At 46.3% G+C, this 18,521-nt stretch carries 16 protein-coding genes, 1 tRNA gene and 1 pseudogene; 15 read left to right on the top strand and 3 right to left on the bottom strand.

The window, feature by feature from the left end; translation table 11 throughout:
- A pseudogene (locus tag HPS56_RS12770) lies at nt 1-613 on the bottom strand (hypothetical protein); the annotation flags it as partial.
- 348 nt (nt 614-961) lie between these two features.
- Between HPS56_RS12770 and HPS56_RS12765 the strand changes: the two are divergent.
- From HPS56_RS12765 to HPS56_RS12735, 7 genes are all read left to right on the top strand, one after another.
- Nucleotides 962-1,426 carry an HU family DNA-binding protein gene (locus HPS56_RS12765; RefSeq protein ID WP_172277398.1) on the top strand — a complete coding sequence of 155 codons (465 nt, stop codon included), beginning with the start codon at nt 962-964 and terminating at the stop codon, nt 1,424-1,426.
- Nucleotides 1,427-1,516: 90 nt separating this feature from the next.
- Nucleotides 1,517-1,741, top strand: coding sequence for a hypothetical protein (locus HPS56_RS12760; RefSeq protein WP_172277395.1), 225 nt, complete (start codon nt 1,517-1,519; stop codon nt 1,739-1,741).
- Between the two features lie 5 nt (nt 1,742-1,746).
- Nucleotides 1,747-2,160 (top strand): N-acetylmuramoyl-L-alanine amidase, encoded by a 414-nt coding sequence (locus tag HPS56_RS12755; protein ID WP_172277392.1) that lies wholly within the window; start codon nt 1,747-1,749, stop codon nt 2,158-2,160.
- Nucleotides 2,161-2,339: 179 nt separating this feature from the next.
- Nucleotides 2,340-7,934 carry an alpha-2-macroglobulin family protein gene (locus tag HPS56_RS12750; RefSeq protein WP_172277389.1) on the top strand — a complete coding sequence of 1,865 codons (5,595 nt, stop codon included), beginning with the start codon at nt 2,340-2,342 and terminating at the stop codon, nt 7,932-7,934.
- 1 nt (nt 7,935) lies between these two features.
- Entirely contained in the window at nt 7,936-9,003 is a 1,068-nt protein-coding gene (locus HPS56_RS12745) for a DUF1573 domain-containing protein (RefSeq protein ID WP_172277386.1), read from the top strand.
- 21 nt (nt 9,004-9,024) lie between these two features.
- Nucleotides 9,025-10,143, top strand: coding sequence for a methylmalonyl Co-A mutase-associated GTPase MeaB (meaB, locus tag HPS56_RS12740; RefSeq protein WP_172277383.1), 1,119 nt, complete (start codon nt 9,025-9,027; stop codon nt 10,141-10,143).
- Nucleotides 10,124-10,981, top strand: a complete 858-nt coding sequence (locus HPS56_RS12735; RefSeq protein WP_172277380.1) for a 4-hydroxy-3-methylbut-2-enyl diphosphate reductase — start codon at nt 10,124-10,126, stop codon at nt 10,979-10,981. Before meaB ends, HPS56_RS12735 begins: the two co-directional genes overlap by 20 nt.
- Nucleotides 10,982-11,225: 244 nt before the next feature.
- Here the strand turns inward: HPS56_RS12735 and cmk are convergent, their stop codons facing one another.
- Together cmk and porQ are read right to left on the bottom strand one after the other, a co-directional pair.
- Nucleotides 11,226-11,915, bottom strand: coding sequence for a (d)CMP kinase (gene cmk / locus HPS56_RS12730; RefSeq protein ID WP_172277377.1), 690 nt, complete (start codon nt 11,913-11,915; stop codon nt 11,226-11,228).
- A complete protein-coding gene (gene porQ / locus HPS56_RS12725; RefSeq protein ID WP_172277374.1) occupies nt 11,912-12,856 on the bottom strand; it encodes a type IX secretion system protein PorQ in 945 nt (314 codons plus the stop codon). Before porQ ends, cmk begins: the two co-directional genes overlap by 4 nt.
- Nucleotides 12,857-13,005: 149 nt before the next feature.
- On the opposite strand from porQ, the gene HPS56_RS12720 reads away from it, so the two are divergent.
- The 8 genes from HPS56_RS12720 (at nt 13,006) to HPS56_RS12685 (ending at nt 18,171) form a co-directional block, all read left to right on the top strand.
- Nucleotides 13,006-13,719, top strand: a complete 714-nt coding sequence (locus HPS56_RS12720) for an energy transducer TonB (RefSeq protein ID WP_172277371.1) — start codon at nt 13,006-13,008, stop codon at nt 13,717-13,719.
- Nucleotides 13,720-13,767: 48 nt separating this feature from the next.
- Nucleotides 13,768-14,742 carry a polyprenyl synthetase family protein gene (locus HPS56_RS12715; RefSeq protein ID WP_172277368.1) on the top strand — a complete coding sequence of 325 codons (975 nt, stop codon included), beginning with the start codon at nt 13,768-13,770 and terminating at the stop codon, nt 14,740-14,742.
- Entirely contained in the window at nt 14,742-15,521 is a 780-nt protein-coding gene (locus HPS56_RS12710) for a TatD family hydrolase (protein ID WP_172277365.1), read from the top strand. The genes HPS56_RS12715 and HPS56_RS12710 overlap by 1 nt, the downstream gene beginning before the upstream one ends.
- Nucleotides 15,522-15,593: 72 nt before the next feature.
- Nucleotides 15,594-15,681 (top strand) — tRNA-Ser (locus HPS56_RS12705).
- A gap of 30 nt (nt 15,682-15,711) precedes the next feature.
- Nucleotides 15,712-16,563: a MotA/TolQ/ExbB proton channel family protein gene (locus HPS56_RS12700; RefSeq protein ID WP_172277362.1), complete on the top strand. Its 852-nt coding sequence runs from the start codon at nt 15,712-15,714 to the stop codon at nt 16,561-16,563.
- Entirely contained in the window at nt 16,556-17,080 is a 525-nt protein-coding gene (locus HPS56_RS12695) for a hypothetical protein (RefSeq protein WP_172277360.1), read from the top strand. The genes HPS56_RS12700 and HPS56_RS12695 overlap by 8 nt, the downstream gene beginning before the upstream one ends.
- A gap of 57 nt (nt 17,081-17,137) precedes the next feature.
- Entirely contained in the window at nt 17,138-17,716 is a 579-nt protein-coding gene (locus HPS56_RS12690) for an ExbD/TolR family protein (RefSeq protein WP_172277357.1), read from the top strand.
- A complete protein-coding gene (locus HPS56_RS12685; protein WP_172277354.1) occupies nt 17,713-18,171 on the top strand; it encodes an ExbD/TolR family protein in 459 nt (152 codons plus the stop codon). The genes HPS56_RS12690 and HPS56_RS12685 overlap by 4 nt, the downstream gene beginning before the upstream one ends.
- Nucleotides 18,172-18,521 lie beyond the last annotated feature (350 nt).

Below are 18,521 nucleotides of genomic sequence, written 5' to 3'. Positions count from 1 at the left end.
TTGCGGTTTCGTTTCCTGCCCTTGCGTTCATCCTTGTTTCCCCTTCCTGCTCAACGGCCATACCTATAAGCACTCCGTCGATGCTTCCGTTTACTTTCAGGTTTCCGCTAATTCCGACTTCTCCGTTGAAGTATCCGGCGTATCTCTTTTTTAGCCCTATTCCGTTTTCTGTCTTGTCGGTCGTTCCGTATACGGCCGCCCCGCTTGTAGTCCCGTCCAGTCGTCCGAACACACCGTAGTTCCATCCCGATGTTGCGAATCCTGCTGAGCCGATGACTCCGAATGCGCGTCCGCATGTTCTTTCCAGGAATCCCTGTGAGCGTATCTCTCCCTTCACTCCGACGCTGAAGTTAGTATTGTCGCAGAAAGTAAGGAAGTCTCCTCCGAATCCCCAGTTGAGGCTGTTACCGTCGACAACGCAGTTTATACCGTTCATGTCCGTCCGCGACCTGATTGTATAGTTCTTTTCCCCTTCGCAGGCAATTGACAGTGCGGACTTTGCGGTGTCGCAGTCTGAGTTCAGCAGTACGTTTCCGTTTTGGAATACTTTCAGTTGTGCGTATGATACGGATACGGCACAACTCATGATAAGAGTAATGATTGTTTTCTTCATAATCTATTGGTTTTAAGTTATTGTATAGTGAATGAAAGTATAATCTAAATCATTTTCCTTAAACTCGACCTCTGTCCGGTTTTTATTATATGCTTCAAAGGTAAGAAAAAAAGCTTGAGTGGCAAAGGAAATAATGAAAAACTTTTCCTTGTATCTTTATTTCAGTTTACCGGTTGTTTACCTTGAATAATCTTTTGCCGTTCTGCATGAAATAAATTCTTTCAGTGATTTATCCACCGTATCTTTGCATCAGCCATTCAGCAATGAGCGGCCGCTTGCAAGCAACGCTGCCGGAAGCAGCAGATAGGACATTAAATTAATTAATAACAATTTAAAAAACAAAACATTATGGCAAAGTTAATAACAAAGAAGTATCAGAACAAAAATGAGAAATCAAGTGCATGTGGCAAATGGTATGCACGTATCGCATACACGGAAACCCTGTCTACCGAAGAGTTTGTTAAACATATCAGAAATCATGGCTCGCCATTCGACCGTGCAACAATCATGGGAGTGCTGATGACAGCATGTGACTGTCTGGTGGAGCTTGTGCTTGACTCAAAGAAGGTAAGACTCGGAGATCTCGGTACCTTCTATCTCAGTGCGAAGTCGACAGGAAGTGAGACGGAGGACAAACTGACCGCGGAAAATGTGAAGAAATTATACCTGCGTTTCTGTCCTAACCTGAAGCGCAGCTATGCGCTCGACTCTGTCAGCATGCGAGGCATGGCATCGCTGCGTGACATAGCCCAGATAGACGACAGGCTGCAGACAGCGGATAATGAAGGAGACGGCGAACAGACAGAGCCGTAATAATATGGGAAACGCCGGTTTGCAGTTAAGTAAAACCGGCGTTTTCATTCAACGGGAAATAATAAAACATTATAAAAAACGGTTACAATTATGGAGATAGGAAAATATCACGGAACAGTCACTCATTTCATTGCGGCATGTGTTCTTGCCGTGGCGGGAGTGGTTCTTGTAATGCTTGCCATGTTGTTGCCACCGGTAGGATATATCGACCCTACGGTGCTGGCGGCATTCGGAGAGTTGCTTACATTCAGCGGCGCCCTTGCGGGAATGGATTACAGGTATGCGAAATCGGTCAACGGCAATAAGAAGATATGATGGTTATGAGAATGATCTTGTTTATTATAATTCACTGCTCAGCGGTGCGCCCGTCACAGCGAAGTACGGCAAAAGACATCGATCGCTGGCATCGTGAAAGAGGGTGGGATATGATCGGCTATCATTATGTGGTGCGTCGCGACGGAAGCATAGAACGTGGCCGGCCGTTGGAAATGGCCGGAGCACACTGCCGCAATCATAACAGTCATTCCGTCGGGATATGCTATGAGGGAGGCCTTGATGCCGACGGGAGGCCTGCCGACACCCGCATGGAAGCACAGAAAGAATCGCTACGTAAGTTGCTGCTAAGGTTGAAGGGAGAATATCCAACAGCAAGAATAATGGGACATCATGATTTTGACCGTATGAAAGAATGCCCATGTTTTGACGCGGAACATGAATATGAAGATATTCAGTAGCATACAAGAATGTTTTCAAGATGCCGTTTGGGTTAAATCATGCAAAAACATTCCGCTACGTTTGTACAGTAGATGAAAAATCGTTATTTTTGCAATTAGGGATTAAAGGGCATTTCACGTATGACATACGGTTTTCGTGAAATGCCTTATGTGAAATTTAAATAAGGATACCATTGAATATGCGTAAAGTTTTTATGTCTATTATACTCGCGGCAATATTGTTGCCCGCGACAGTTTGTGCGCAGACGTACTCTGTGCTGTGGAAACAGGCGGACAACGCGACAGAGAAAGACTTGCCGGCCACACGTATGGAAGTGTTGGGGAAAATAGAACGTAAGGCTGTAAAGGAGAAAGAATACGGTCAGCTACTTAAGGCCGGAATGGAGATGACTTCAACATTGGCCGCCATTTCGCCTGATTCCTTGAAGCCCGCGGTGGAGCGCATCGCCTCTAAGGAAGTTGCTGCGAAAGATCCTGTGTTGCGTGCTGTGTATTCAACGGTAATGTGGAGAATATATACAGACGATGCAAAGGCCGGACAGCAGAGCCGGCTTGTGGCGGATGCAGACATACCTGACGGAAAGACATCGTCGGATGTGAGCCGTATGCGTGCGGAGGAGTATCGTGTCAGGGCAATGGCCGAGCCAGCAAGATTGGCTGCAGCCAGGACTTCCGTGTTTGAGCCTTTTGTGGTAAAAGGAACGGACAGCCGTATATTCAATGACGATATGCTGAGCGTTATAGGGTTTGAACTGGAAGACTATAAAACGCTTATGGATTATTATGCAAAGACAGGCAATAGGCGTGCGCTGTGTGTATGTGCGTTGTTTTATCTGAAAAAGGAAACGCCGGCAGGAGGCGAGGATATCAGAAAGTCGGTATATATCAACAGACTGGATTCGTTGCTGAGTGTTTTCGGAGATCTGGATGAGGCCGGTGAGGTAGCTGTGGAGCGTTACCGCTATATGACATCGTGCAGTGGGGTAACGGCAGAAGACAGAATAGAATATATCCATTATGCCCTTTCACGTTGGGGGGCATGGGGGCGTGTCAACGAGTTGCGCAATGCCGAACGTGAGCTTACGGCACCGCAGTTCGGTTATGAGCTTGAACGCAGGACAATAGCCCCGGGCAAGAAACAAATGGTGCGGCTGGTAAACCTGCGTAATCTGAATACGCTGACAATGAATGTTTACAGGACAAGGCTTGACGGCAGTTACCGTGGCAGTGTTTATAACAGGAATAATCTCAAGGAAGTGCGTCAGGGAGCTGTCCTGTTGCCTGAAATGTGTGTTACAAAGACTTTTGTGGGTAATCCCGATTATCATGTATTTGAAGACTCTGTAATTCTCGGAGGACTGCCGGTAGGAGTGTATATGATAGAATTTGTCTCGTCACCTTCTTCAGAGGTGTCTCGTCAGCTTTATTATGTGACGGATGTTTTCCGTATGACACAACCGCTGCCGGACAACAGACAACGCCATGTTGTGGTGAGCTCGACCACCGGCCAGCCTATTGCCGGAGCAAAGCTGTGCCTGTTTACGGAAAAACGTTATGGGACCGATGTCGTCTCTACAACGCTTACGTGTAACGCAGAGGGAGAGGTGATATATAAGTATTCAGACCGTCAGCCGGATCTTATATACGCATATACCGACAAAGACAAGGCCTGCCCTGTGGAGGGGGTATGGAGTTCGTTCAGCTATTATGACCGTGACCGTGACGGAGAATATGCAAGCGTGTTTACAGACAGGCGAATCTACCGTCCGGGACAGACCATACGTGCTGCCGCGATAGTGTATCGTAATACAGGCAAGACAGAGAATAACGCAGTGGCAGGCAAAGAGGTAGTTGCCCGTTTGCGTGATGCCAATCATGAGATTGTTGTGGAGAAAAAGCTTTTTACAGACAGTTACGGTACTTGTTCCGCAGATTTTGTCATACCTCAAGGCAGTCTGAACGGAAACTTTGTGGTTGAGATAGGACAGGGAGCCGCTTATGTGAAAGTGGAAGAATACAAGCGTCCGACATTTAAAGTGGATTTTCCTGAGGTGAACGAGAAATATTCCGCAGGTGATACACTCACGGTGCGTGGAAAGGCAACCACTTATTCCGGTTTGCCCGTGCAGGGAGCAAAGGTGAAATATAAGGTCGTGCGCCGTGCCGCATTATGGTGGGTATCTTACTATGGATACGCAAAAGTGAGTCCCGGGCATTTCGGCCGTCAAAGTGAGGTGGTTTTCCAAAGTGAGGCATCGACGGCCGATGACGGTTCTTTTGCAGTTGAGATTCCTTTAATGATTCCGTCGGAAGTCAAGAATGCCCGTATGTTCTATAATTTTGCGGTAGAGGCAGATGTGACGGATATAGGCGGAGAAACTCATAACGGAATCCTGAGCGTGCCGCTTGGGACGCATGCTACAGTGTTCACGTCTGACCTTCCGACTAAAGTGCGTGCCGACAGTCTTAAATCCCTGACTTTCCATCAGCGTAATGCAGCCGGTGTGGACGTTACGGCCGATGTATGTTTCTATATAGATAATCCGGATGACTGGCATAATGCTAAGACAACTGTGCCTTTTGCTCTCGACAGACGTCTGACACCAGGAAGGCATCATCTTTATGCGGTGTGCGATGCCGATACGCTGGAAATGGATTTTACAGTGTTCGGAATCGATGACGTAAGTCCGTGTGAACAGACACACGACTGGTTTTATCTGTCATCTCAGGAATTTCCGCAAGACGGAGGGGCTGTTACGCTACAGGCCGGCTCGTCGGATGCCGACGTGCATGTGGTCTACAGTATAATATCGGGAAAGAATGTGATTGAGAGCGGGGCTTTTAATCTCAATAATGAACTTCAGAACAGGAAGTTCACATATAAGGATATTTATGGAGACGGAATACTTCTCAATTATGCATGGGTGAAAGACGGTGTCTGTTACAGCCATAAGGCTACTATAAGGCGTGCCATGCCGGAAAAGAAACTGAAAATGCAGTGGATCACGTTTCGCGACCGTCTGAAACCGGGACAGGAAGAGGAGTGGAAGCTTAGGATAACGCGTAATGACGGCAAGCCGGTGACGGCAAGCGTGATGGCAACAATGTATGACAAGTCATTAGATCAGATAGCCGGCCATTCTTGGAATTTCGCTCCTGTTATGTGGAATACTCTTCCGTATACGGCGTGGACTTCAATGAGCCTTCGCGGATTGTCGGATATGCGTGTCCAGAGAATAAACATGCTGAAGGTGAACTCTCTTGATTTTTCACATTTTGATAACATGTATATTTCAAATACTCATTACTTGCTCAATGGATCCGTGAATGGGGTTTATTATGCGAAACAGAAAAAGTTTGCTGCTGCAAGAGGGGTTATGCTGTCTGCTTCTTCGCAAATGAAGGAGGCGAAGATGGAGGCGTCTGTAGCTTTTGACAGTGCGGCCGATGAGGCGGTTACGGAAGATATGGGAACTGGAACGGAAGAGGGGAATGGCGGATATGTGCAGTTGCGTGAGAATCTTTCCGAGACAGCATTCTTCTATCCTTCGCTTACAACAGATGAAGAAGGATGTGTGGCCATCAAATTCACACTGCCGGAAAGTCTCACTTCGTGGAGGTTTATCTGGTTGGGCCATACGGCGGATATGTTCTCGGGATTAATTGATGCAGAAGCCGTGGCACGTAAAGATGTGATGATACAGCCTAACATGCCGCGTTTCGTAAGGGTTGGAGACGATGTGAAAATTATGGCAAAAGTCTTTAATACCGGTTTGACGGCCATAAGCGGCACCGCCTGTATGGAACTTATCGATCCGGTAAGCATGAAAACCGTATTGACGTATACGGATAATGTTTACGTGGAGGCAGGAGAGGCCTCAAGTGTTGAGTTTTCTTATATCCCTGATGATACGGCTCCGCTGCTTATATGCCGTATGTCTGTGACTGGAAGTGGATTTAGTGACGGTGAGCAGCATTATCTGCCTGTGCTTCCTGATAAGGAAAGAATAACGGTCACAGTTCCGTTTACCCAGACAGAGCCAGGTATTGAAGAGGTTGACGTCGCGCGTCTGTTCCCGAAAGACTCGGAGAATATGAAGCTTACGGTGGAATATACCAATAATCCTGCATGGCTTGTCGTTCAGGCCCTTCCTGTATTGGGACAGCCGCGTGAGGACAATGCCATTGACTTGTGTGCTTCATTGTATTCAAACGGAATAGGCAAATGGCTCATAGACAGGATGCCGTCTGTAAAGACAATATTTGAGCAATGGAAGCGTGAACAGGCAGCAGCGTTGACAGAAGGAAATCCTGACTCCAATCCTTTGATGAGCCAGCTTGAAAAGAACAGTAGCCTTAAAGATGTTGTGCTGAACGAAACACCTTGGTTGGCAGATGCCGATAAGGAGGGCGAGCAGCGTCGGGTGCTTGCGGATTTCTTTGATGATACTGCGATGCGTGACAGGACGCTGTCTGCCGTTACAAAACTTAAGAAACTTCAGAATGCGGACGGCTCGTGGAGTTGGTGGCCGGGAATGCAGGGAAGCATGAATATGACTGTCGGGGTGGCAGAAATGCTTGTGCGTCTGAATGTAATGACCGGAAAACAGCAGAATACCAAGGCAATGCTTGATGATGCATTCAGATATATGGATGCATGGATCGTTAAGGAAGTTGCCGAAATGAAAGCCTATGAGCGGAAAGGACAGCATCAGGTATTTCCTGGAGAAACTGTTCTTCGATATCTTTATATGAATGCTCTTGACGAACGTTATCAAAATGCGAACGTCAAGTCAGCATGCAGCTATCTTATAGGATTGTTGAAAAAGGAAATAAAAAACCAGACCATTTATGAGAAGGCCCTTACTGCGATAATTCTTGATAAGGAAGGTAGTAAAAACCTTAGCCGAGACTATGTGAAAAGCCTGAAGGAGTATACTGTATATCAGGAAGACATGGGCAGATATTATGATACCCGTAAGGCGTATTATTCATGGTATGACTATAAGATACCTACTCAGGTTGCCGCTATGGAGGCGATAAGTATGATCACACCTGATGACCGGATGACTGTACAACAGATGCTGATATGGCTGTTGCAGCAGAAGCGTACGCAGGACTGGAATACTCCGGTGAGTACGGTGAATGCCGTGTATGCTTTTATGGCGGATAACAAGGAAGTGTTCAGACCTCAGGAACAGACAGTATTGGCCGTTGACGGAAAACCCCTTAAGATATCGGAGTCAACAGCTGGCATAGGATATGTAAAGGCGGTTGTTGACGGTTATGCTTCAAAGGATATGGGCAGTGTGTTTACTGCTGAGAAAAAATCTGCCGGAACATCATGGGGAGCTGTATATGCACAGTATCTGCAAAAAACGTCAGGGGTTGAAAAATCCGGTTCCGGTATGAATGTGCGCTGGGAGATAATCGGAGGAAAGAATAGGTTGAAGGTCGGAGACCGTGTGAATGTGCGTATAACCGTAGATGCTAAGCGTGATTATGATTTTGTACAGGTTGTATTCCGCCGTGCCGCATGTATGGAGCCGGTGAATCAGTTGAGCGGATACCGCAACGGGGCTTATTGCTCGGCCAAGGATAATGCAACATGTTATTACTTTGACAAACTTTCCAAAGGGCGTCATGTTATAGAAACAGAATACTATATAGACAGAGCCGGAAGTTATGAGACAGGAACATGCACGGTAAGCTGTGCATACGCTCCGGAATATCGTGCAACGGTGAAGTCGGAAAGAATAGAAATAAGCAAATGATATGAATGACAAGAAAAAGATAATATTTCCTTTTGTCTTTGCAGCACTTGTGCTGCCTGTGTCTGCCCAAAAGATTGTGGTAGAGAAAGCTACGGCAGACTGTGGCAATGTAGGATATGACATGCCTGTGACGGCAGAGTTCAGGCTGCGTAACAAGGGCACGCGTAAACTTGTGTTGACGGATGTGAGGCCGGGATGCGGATGTACTGCCGTAGAATATCCGAAAGGAGAGATTGCGGGAGGTGAGAACTTTATTGTAAAACTTACGTATGATGCGCGGCAGCTCGGCCATTTTGATAAGAGTGTGAGGATTGTCAGTAACGGTTCGAAGGAGCCGCTGTTCCTTAATATGAAAGGTGTGGTGGTGGAGGAAGTGACAGACTATTCCGGTTCTTATCCTTTTGTCATCGGAAATTTGAGTATAGACAAGAACGATATTGAATTTGACGATGTAAACAAGGGAGACACGCCACATCAGGATATACACATAGTGAACAGCGGAACGACCATGCTTCAACCGAACCTTATGCATCTTCCTCCATATCTCAAGGCATCTGTGGAGCCTCAGAATTTGCGTCCTGGCCGTACAGGAAAGATTCGTATAACTCTTGACACACATAAATTGAGTGAATATGGACTCACACAGACTTCCGTATATCTCGGCAATAAGCCTGGTGACCGTGTAAGTCAGGATAATGAAATATCAGTGTCGGCTGTGTTGTTGCCTGGATTTGACGGAATAGGAGAAGCACAGAAGCAATATATGCCGCAGATGATAATGTCTGCCGAGACTCTTGATATTGATTTTGATGGAAAGTCAAAGAAGTCAGGTACGATAGAAATAACAAATAAAGGACGTACGGCTTTAAAGATAGGCTCTTTGCAGATGTTTACCGGTGGAATGAAAGTGACACTTGGCAAACGTGAGTTGCAGCCCGGACAGAGTACGTTCCTGAAAATAACGGTATATCGTGACGGTTTGAAGAAAGTGCGGTCGAAACCGCGTGTGCTGATGATAACCAATGATCCTGACCGTCCTAAGGTGGTGATTAATATTAATGCAAAGTAGACGTCACATAAAAATGTAGTTATGGAACATCCGGAAAACAGTAAGGAATATAAGGGACTGACGGTGAACGATGGAGTTGAACAGCCGGCAATAGTGAATCCTTACCTGAAGCAACAGCGTCGCAGACGCCGTGAACTGCCTGTCAGTGAGATGGTGGAGGGTATTGTAAAAGGAAATGTGACTGTACTCAGTCAGGCCGTCACGCTCGTGGAAAGTGTTAATCCTGAGCATTATGCAAAAGCACAGGAAGTAATCGAGAAATGTCTTCCATATAGCGGTAACTCCGTGAGGATAGGAATAAGCGGAGTGCCGGGAGCAGGAAAGTCAACCTCTATAGATGAATTCGGAATTCATGTGCTGAACACATACGGAGGAAAGTTGGCTGTGCTGGCCATAGACCCGAGTTCGGAACGCACAAAGGGAAGTATACTTGGTGACAAGACACGTATGGAAAAGCTGGCTCAACATCCTAAATCGTTTATACGTCCCAGTCCTTCGGCTGGTTCGCTTGGCGGTGTTGCGCGTAAGACGAGAGAGACTATAATATTATGTGAGGCGGCCGGATTCGATAAAGTGTTTGTCGAGACGGTTGGAGTGGGGCAGAGTGAGACGGCATGTCACTCAATGGTCGATTTCTTTCTGTTAATCCAGTTGGCCGGTACAGGTGATGAGCTTCAGGGAATAAAGCGTGGCATAATGGAGATAAGCGACGGTATTGTGATAAACAAGTGTGACGGGAATAATGTTGACAAGTGTCATCTTGCTGCCACCAGTTTCCGCAACGCCCTTCACTTCTTCCCGCAGCCTGAGAGCGGATGGACTCCGAAAGTGCTTTGTTATAGCGGTTTCTACGGCCTCGGTATAAAGGAGATATGGGATATGGTATATGAATACTTTGATTTTGTGAAAGCTAACGGGTACTTCAGGTACAGACGGAACGAGCAAAGTAAGTATTGGATGTATGAGAGTATCAATGAACAGTTGCGTGACCATTTCTATCATAATCCGAAGATACAGTCGATGATGAATGAGGCGGAGCGTATGGTTCTTGCAGGTGAGAAGACTTCATTTGCCGCGGCCGGTGAGTTGTTTGAGTTTTATAAAAAGATATACGGTGTAGGTGTTGCAGATAGAGATTGATAACGGTAGCGGTTTCTGTTTTGGTGTAACCACTGCTATAAAGAAGGCGGAGGAGGAGCTGGCAGAAGGTAAAACCCTGTATTGCCTTGGCGATATCGTACACAATGGTATGGAGTGTGAGCGGTTGCGTCGTCTTGGACTGATAACAATAAATCACGAGGGGTTGAGACAGCTTCATGATGTGAAGGTGCTTCTGCGTGCGCATGGCGAACCCCCAGAGACATACGAGCTTGCCAGACGTAACAATATTGAGATTATAGATGCTACGTGTCCTGTTGTACTACAGCTTCAGAAACGCATAAAACGGCAGTATGATACTAATCCGGATGCTCAGATTGTAATATTCGGAAAGAGCGGGCATGCTGAAGTCCTCGGGCTTGTGGGACAGACGGAAAGCAAGGCTATTGTAATAGAAAATATTGATGACGTGAAGCGTCTGGATTTCAACCGTGATATATACCTTTATTCTCAGACAACAAAGTCGTTGGATGAGTTTCACAGTATTATAGATTATATACAAAGGCATATATCTTCCAATGCGGAGTTTCATAGTTTTGACACTATTTGCAGGCAGGTTGCCAATAGAATGCCGAATATAAGCCGCTTTGCCGTGCGCCATGACCTGATACTTTTCGTTTGCGGCAGGAAGAGCAGCAATGGAAAGGTGCTCTTTAATGAATGTTTGAGGGTTAATCCTAACAGCCGTCTTATAGAGGGTCCGGAAGAGATAGAGCCGGCCTGGCTTGACGGTATTCATACTGTTGGTATATGTGGTGCCACAAGCACTCCAAAATGGCTTATGGAAAAGTGTCGTGACGCATTGTTGATGATAGGGTGAAAATAAAATGAATAAGGTGTGTCGTAATGAACGATGCACCTTATTTGTGCATAAAAAGGAGGTCGCGTCAAAACACAATTTCAGCTTAGATAAGCTTTTGATTTGAAACTTGAACATCCTTAAAGGCAAAAAGAAGAGTCGTATCATTACTCAAAACAGAGCTTGATACGACTCTTTTAGGTCCTGTGGTTACAATTTGAACTTATTAGAGAGGTTATTTTAGTTTTTACACACTCTCTTCATTTTATTCCGTACGTTCTTTAAACCTGTCCATCAGCCATTTTCTTTGTTCGGCTATTGTCATGTTACTGTTGTCCAGTTCGATTGCATCGTCTGCTTTTCTTAATGGCGATACCTCGCGGTGGGAATCAATATAGTCACGTTGTCTTACGTTTTCTAAGATCTCATTATAGTCAGCGTCATCTCCTTTGGCTTTCAGTTCTTCATAACGCCGTTGTGCTCGTACATCGGCTGATGCAGTGACGAATATTTTCAGTTCGGCATCAGGAAATACAGTAGTACCGATATCCCTTCCGTCCATTACGATGCCTTTGTCTTTTCCCATCCGTTGTTGCTGTTCTACGAGTGCTTTGCGCACAAATCCGAGTGCCGCTACCTGGCTTACTCGGCCAGATACTTCCATTTTCCGTATCTCATGTTCGACGTTCTTGCCGTTGAGATATGTCTCGGGACGTCCTGTCTCTTTGTCCAATATGAATGATATGTTGATTTCCTGCATGCGGCTTTCCAACAGGTCTGCCATGATGTTTCCGTGATTGTCAAACATGTTGTTGCGCAAGGCAAACAGTGTCACGCTGCGATACATTGCCCCTGTGTCCACATATATGTATCCTACTTCTTTGGCAAGATCTTTTGCCATTGTGCTTTTCCCGCAAGACGAGTGGCCGTCTATGGCTATTACGATTTTCTTCATAGTGTATAAGTTGCGTTTATTATCAGTGATGATGCCGATACATGATACTTTGCGTATCCGACCTGAAGTTTGAATCGTTCCAATTGTATTCCTCCTCCGAAAGACAGGCCGGCTCCGTGGCTGCTCTCATTCTCGGTATCGCTTATTTTCATTTCATCCACACGCCGGAAGTTGTATCCGCCGGACACATAAATACTGCTTGACAGAAGAATGTCCGCTCCGATTACAAAATGGTTGGCAAACCTTCCGTGCCAGTCATTTAGTCCTGTCATCGTTCCGGAAAGTCTTAGCGGTGCGTTTCCAAGCTTTTTGCTTACTCCTAACTGTAGGTCCAGGGGGATGCGTTCAAAATCATCATTGAAAGCCTTCACCTGCCCTCCGAGATTTCGTGCCACGGCAGACACCGAGATATCGTTTTCCTCGTCATAATAGTTTAGTCCGAGGTCTATGCCCATGGCTATCGAGCTGTATCCGGCGATAGAGGAATAAATGATTTTCGTTGTCACTCCTCCCGCAATCTTGTCGGTAAGCGTATAGGCGAAAGTGCCTCCAATCATAATGTCTTTTGCGGAGAACGTTCCTGTTTCCACATTATCCTCGTTTACCTCTTTCATTGTGCCATAGTCCATGTATTTTGCCGACACTCCCCATGTGGCACGTTGGTTCAATGCTTTTACAAAGGATGCTCCTGCGGTCTTTGTACCTTCCATATATGTCATGAAATTCAGATTTATAGACCTGTCCGACACACAGCTTATGAGTGCCGGATTGTGGAAAATAAGTGACGGGTCATCCTCTATTATCGTTATGTTGTCGCCACCGAGCGCGGCCACATGGGCACTTACAGGCAGCCTAAGGAAGTTATAGTCCGTGAGGCTTTCCTGTGCCTGGCATGCAAAGGCGGTGGCTGCAGAACATATAGCAAAGACAACTTTTTTCATTGTTTTCAGAATAATTTGTCGGCAAAGTTACTTTTTTTTCAAATAAGAGCGTTAATTTTGTAGCATCAATTTTCACCGGTGCTTAATATATAACGCATAACATTATGAAATATTGTTGTGTTCCGGTGTATTGGAAACACTGCTTGACGATGATGGAGATTAAAAAGACAAAGGCCGCTGATTTGGAACGCGGGAGAATCCAAAGGTTTCTTCTGGGGCTGATAGTGGCGTTGTCCATTGTCTTTGTGGCGTTGGAATGGACGGAAAATGGTTCTTCGGATTCTTTTACGGACAGTTTTCTTGATGACATTGCCCAGGATATGGAATTCATGCCTGTCATGATGCAGGAAGATATGGCGGAGATTCCGGTAGAGGAAAAGACAAGCGAACCGGAAAAGATAAATATTGTGGAAAACGATGCCGTCGCATCCGATAATTATGAGATAGAGACGTCAGAGGCAGTGTCAGGGTCCGATGATATGGATGACCATACGCTTGCTTCAGATGACAATATGGCTGAGACGCTTTCACCCGTTGTTGAGAGCGCTCCTCTTGACTTTCGTGTGGTAGAGGATATTCCCCAATTCCCCGGAGGCACTGCCGGATTTATGAAATGGCTTACCGGGCGTCTCCGTTATCCTCGTCAGGCACGTGAGGATAAGCTTCAGGGAACGGTTCTTGCAACCTTTATAATAAATGAAGACGGCAAGGTGTCTGACATAAAGATTGCCAGATCTCTTAGTCCGGATTGCGACCGTGAGGTTCTGAGGGTGTTGCGTATGATGCCGGAGTGGACACCCGGTGTACAGAATGACAAGCCGTGCCGCACTAAGGTATGTATACCGATTGTATTTAGAATGTAAAACATGATTATTTAATAATATCACAATCATCGATAACAAAACAAAGATATGCTTGTATTGAAAGAAATCCAGAATATGGTAAACGATTTTATCTCGTCATTGCCATACGACCGTAAACCTGAAAGTCTTTATAATCCGATAAAGTATGTTCTGTCAATGGGCGGCAAACGTATACGTCCGGTGCTGATGTTGCTGGCGTATAATCTGTATAAGGACGATGCGGAACGTATTCTGATGCCTGCCGTGGCATTGGAGACATATCATAATTATACGCTGTTGCACGATGATCTGATGGATAATGCCGATATGAGGCGTGGCAAGCCTACGGTACACCGTAAATGGGACGCCAACACGGCGATCCTTTCCGGAGACACAATGCTTGTGGTGGCATATCAGCGCATGGCCCAGTGTGATCCGGATAAGCTGGAGCCTGTTCTCGGTCTTTTCACGGAGACTGCTTTGGAAATCGGAGAGGGGCAGCAGTACGACATGGACTTTGAGACGCGTACCGATGTCACCGAAGACGAGTATATCGAGATGATACGTCTGAAGACAAGTGTTCTGCTTGCATGTGCCTTGAAGATAGGAGCCATTCTTGCCGACGCTTCCTCCGCGGATGCCGACAACCTGTATAAATTCGGTGAAAAGCTCGGCCTCGCGTTCCAGCTTCAGGATGATCTGCTCGATGTATATGGCGACCCGTCTGTATTCGGAAAGGAGATAGGCGGTGACATTGTATGCAATAAGAAGACATATATGCTTATCAATGCCTGTCTGAGGGCTGACGAGAGCAAGCGTGCGGAGCTCGTCAGATGGATTACGGCTGACACTTTCGACCGCGACGAGAAGGTCGGTGCCGTTACGGCGATATACAATGAGATAGGCATACGCGAGCTTTGCGAGCAGAAGATAAACGCCTGTTTCGATGAGGCCAATGCCTATCTTGCCAAAGTGTCTGTTGACGATGCGCGCAAGGAGCCTCTCCGTCAGTTTATAAATGATATGATGCACAGGAAAAACTGATGGCCATGAACTTTATAGATACACATGCGCATCTTGACGGTACAGAGTTTGATGCCGACCGTCATGATGTGGTTATGCGGGCTCGTGCCGCCGGTGTCGACAGGGTGTTTATTCCCGCGATAGACCTTGCTTCCGTGAAAAGTGTGATAAGCGTATGCGATGCTTATCCTGATTTCGCGTTCCCTATGATCGGGTTGCATCCTGAGGAAGTGAAGTCTGATTATAGGGAAGTGCTTGCGCGTATGAGACAGATGATAAGTCCGCGTTTCATTGCAGTCGGCGAAGTGGGTCTTGACTATTATTGGAGCCGTGAGTTTGAGAACGAGCAGATAGAGGCCTTTGATGAGCAGGTGAGGTGGGCGGTTGAGTACCGTAAACCGTTGATGATACATTGCCGTAAGGCTCAGCACGAGATGGTCAGTGTCTTGAAACGTTACGGTAAAGATCTTTGCGGAGGAGTGTTCCATTGCTTTACAGGCAATGAGAAAGAGGCGGAGGAACTGCTGAGGTTTGAAGGCTTTGCTCTCGGCATAGGCGGTGTGGTTACATTCAAGAAATCACATTTGCCTGAAGTGCTTTCCAATGCCGTACCTCTCAACCGTATCGTTCTTGAGACCGATTCTCCCTATATGGCTCCAGTGCCGGTTCGTGGCCGGCGTAACGAAAGTTCATTTGTGAAGTATGTTCTTGAGAAGGTTGCCGCGAGTTACGGTGTGCCTCCTGAGACAGTCGCTGAGGCCACGAATGATTGTGTTAGGAGTATATTCGGAGATTGTTAAAGATATGTAATTTTATTTGCTTCATTATTGTTTTTAAGATTAAAAGCAATAATTTTGCACGGCAAATCCCAAGGAAAGATGCTCGAGTGGTTGAAGAGGCACGCCTGGAAAGCGTGTATACGTCAAAAGCGTATCGGGGGTTCGAATCCCCCTCTTTCCGCAGAAATAAGTATTTAATTTGTCAGCGGAAATGAAAAGACAAATTGCATTGTTCGCAATTATCATTGGTTTTTTTGCATTCAGTCAGTTGGCTGATGCACAGGATAAACCCGCAAATGATTCATCATCGGTAATTTTTAAAGACTCTGTGGCAGCGGTGACTCCCGCTGATACGGCAGGTGTTTTTGATGATGCGGTCCTTGATGCGGCTGACGGTTCCGCTTTGATGTCAGAGGAGGGTGTCGGATTACATAAGCAGCTGAAGACAAAGTTTATCGAAGGCAGTGCGGGATTCATGTCGCTGGTGGCGTTGGCTCTTGTCCTTGGGCTGGCGTTTTGCATAGAGCGCATCATCTATCTGTCGCTGTCAGAGATTGACGCCAAGAGACTTATGGCCGATATCGGGGAGAAAGTGTCTGAAGGAGATATTGAGGGTGCGAAGGACCTTTGCCGTGACACCCGCGGTCCGGTTGCGTCGATATGCTATCAGGGTCTGTCGCGCATAAACGAGACAATAGACAATATCGAGCGTTCGGTTGTCTCATACGGTTCGGTCCAGTCGTCCAACCTTGAGAAAGGATGCTCATGGATAACCCTTTTCATATCTATAGCGCCGTCTTTGGGATTCCTCGGTACGGTAATCGGCATGGTGATGGCTTTCGACCAGATTCGTATTGCCGGCGACATAAGCGTCACTATTGTGGCCTCGGGCATGAAGTTTGCCCTTATCACCACCATCTTCGGTATCATTGTCGCTGTCATTCTTCAGGTATTCTATAATTATATTCTTTCGAAGATAGAGCATATCACGTCGCAGATGGAAGAATCTGCAATATCGTTGCTTGATATTATTGTAAAGTATAAGCTTACGCGCAATGATTAAGTCTGGTAAAGTGGAAAACCTCAGGTCCATGCCTGCCGGAACAGTCAGTCGTGTGATATTTGTCGCATTGGCGGTATTGTCGGCTTTGGTTTTCGGCAGTTTCATCTTCATCGGCTACGGTTCTTACGATGCCGATACAGGGCTTGTGGCTCCGATGCTTACAGATGTCCTTCTTTGGTTTATCTATATTCTTGTGTTCATAGCCGTAGCGGTGAGTGTGTGTGCCGCTGTCAGAAGTGTGTGTCTATACCGCTCTTCCGCAAAGGTTTCCGGTGGGGTGCCTTCTGGAAAGATTGTCTGCGGTGTGGCAGCCCTTTTATGTGTGTCTTTTCCTGTAACGTTTGTTTTGGGAAGTTCGGATACGCTTATGGTAAACGGAACAGAGTTTACCGATGCTTTTTTGCTCAGGCTCAGTGATATGTTTATTTATACGTCAATGATTTTTCTTACAGTTGCCGTTGCTGCAGTGATATACGGTATGTCCGGACATAGCCGCAGGATTAAACGTGACAGGTGATTGTCGGGATGTTGTTGTCTGAATGTTTCAGTAAAGAAAACGATGCTTATGTTTAGGATGCGCAAGCCAAGACGTGTTCCGGGGCTGAACACAACCTCTACGGCCGATATCTCATTTATGCTGCTCACATTTTTTCTTGTGACAACGTCAATGGATACCGACAAGGGGCTTTTGCGTAAGCTGCCGCCTATGCCGCAGGAAAACATAGAGCGTGCGGCGGACGTGAAGAAGCGTAATATAATGAGCATAACCGTTGATTCCGACAACCGTCTTTACTGTGACGGGAAACTTGTTTCTACATCCGCACTGCGCAGACAGGTGGCGCTTTTCGTGGAGAATAAGGATAATAGCCCGGCCATGCCTGAAAAGACTGTCATGAACATACCTTTGCTCGGCCGCTGTAGCGTCGCGGCAAATCATGTGATTGCCATACAGGTAGACCGCAATGCAAGCTATGATACTTATTTCAATATGCAGAATGCCATTGTGCTGGCCTATTCCGATTTGCGTGACAGGCAGGCGCATGTCCGTTTCAGGCGCCCGTACAAAAAGTGCACCAAGGAACAGCGCGAGGCCATTGCTGCGTGTTATCCCATACGTATATCGGAGGCGGTGTCTCAGGGAGGTTTTCGATGAGTATGTTCAGGCGTAAGATACATGAGGTTCCGGAACTTAACACGGCATCGCTTCCCGACCTTATCTTTATAGTGCTTTTCTTTTTCATGGTTGTCACCCACATGAAGGAAACGACAATGAAAGTGAGATATGAAATGCCGCAAGGCACACGGCTGGAGCAGGTTGTGGCAAAATCTTCGGTAATACATATATATATAGGTAAGCCTGTTGCAGGAAACAGGACAGATACTTTCCGTATACAGATTAACGACAGGTATACCGATATACAGGGGCTTGCCGGTGTTGTGGCTTCCGAGCGTAGCCGCATGTCACCTGAAGATGTTGAGCGTATGACAGTGAGCATACGTGCGGACAGGAACACCCCCATGGGATTAATCTCCGATGTAAAGCAGGCGTTGCGTAAGGTCGGAGCTTACAGGATAAACTATGCTGCCGATGAAAAGACCGTAAAATAGGAGCCCCTCCGGCTTCCCAAAGGGGAGAGAGGGGAAGGGAATGTAGAATCTATGTATGCATGATCCTGCCCCATGAATGCAACGAACGGATGTTTTTGATAAGCTAAATGAGCGATGTATGCTTGTCCTAACATTGCCATGACGGGAAAAGGCAGGATGTACTCCAACATATATTATTAAGGTAGTGTGAGGCTTTGCGGTCTGTTTTTATTATATACTTGATGTGTAAATGGCAAATAGCAGCGTTGTTTTCAAAAAAAATATAAGAAAGTATGAAAAATATTTGTATAGGTTAGTTTTTCTTTCTATATTTGCAGTCGAAATGTATCTCTCCGGCAGAGATACATTTT

The sequence above is a fragment of the Xylanibacter muris genome, assembly GCF_013166605.1.
Taxonomy (GTDB): domain Bacteria; phylum Bacteroidota; class Bacteroidia; order Bacteroidales; family Bacteroidaceae; genus Prevotella; species Prevotella muris.
This window is presented reverse-complemented; position numbering and strand designations above follow the sequence as displayed.

Excerpts from the sequence above, each read along its gene's own strand:
- HPS56_RS12765 (WP_172277398.1), top strand. The coding sequence starts at position 962 with ATGGCAAAGTTAATAACAAAGAAGTATCAGAACAAAAATGAGAAATCA.
- HPS56_RS12760 (WP_172277395.1), top strand. The coding sequence starts at position 1,517 with ATGGAGATAGGAAAATATCACGGAACAGTCACTCATTTCATTGCGGCA.
- HPS56_RS12755 (WP_172277392.1), top strand. The coding sequence starts at position 1,747 with ATGAGAATGATCTTGTTTATTATAATTCACTGCTCAGCGGTGCGCCCG.
- HPS56_RS12750 (WP_172277389.1), top strand. The coding sequence starts at position 2,340 with ATGCGTAAAGTTTTTATGTCTATTATACTCGCGGCAATATTGTTGCCC.
- HPS56_RS12745 (WP_172277386.1), top strand. The coding sequence starts at position 7,936 with ATGAATGACAAGAAAAAGATAATATTTCCTTTTGTCTTTGCAGCACTT.
- meaB (WP_172277383.1), top strand. The coding sequence starts at position 9,025 with ATGGAACATCCGGAAAACAGTAAGGAATATAAGGGACTGACGGTGAAC.
- cmk (WP_172277377.1), bottom strand. The coding sequence starts at position 11,915 with ATGAAGAAAATCGTAATAGCCATAGACGGCCACTCGTCTTGCGGGAAA.
- porQ (WP_172277374.1), bottom strand. The coding sequence starts at position 12,856 with ATGAAAAAAGTTGTCTTTGCTATATGTTCTGCAGCCACCGCCTTTGCA.
- HPS56_RS12720 (WP_172277371.1), top strand. The coding sequence starts at position 13,006 with ATGATGGAGATTAAAAAGACAAAGGCCGCTGATTTGGAACGCGGGAGA.
- HPS56_RS12715 (WP_172277368.1), top strand. The coding sequence starts at position 13,768 with ATGCTTGTATTGAAAGAAATCCAGAATATGGTAAACGATTTTATCTCG.
- HPS56_RS12710 (WP_172277365.1), top strand. The coding sequence starts at position 14,742 with ATGGCCATGAACTTTATAGATACACATGCGCATCTTGACGGTACAGAG.
- HPS56_RS12700 (WP_172277362.1), top strand. The coding sequence starts at position 15,712 with ATGAAAAGACAAATTGCATTGTTCGCAATTATCATTGGTTTTTTTGCA.
- HPS56_RS12695 (WP_172277360.1), top strand. The coding sequence starts at position 16,556 with ATGATTAAGTCTGGTAAAGTGGAAAACCTCAGGTCCATGCCTGCCGGA.
- HPS56_RS12690 (WP_172277357.1), top strand. The coding sequence starts at position 17,138 with ATGCGCAAGCCAAGACGTGTTCCGGGGCTGAACACAACCTCTACGGCC.
- HPS56_RS12685 (WP_172277354.1), top strand. The coding sequence starts at position 17,713 with ATGAGTATGTTCAGGCGTAAGATACATGAGGTTCCGGAACTTAACACG.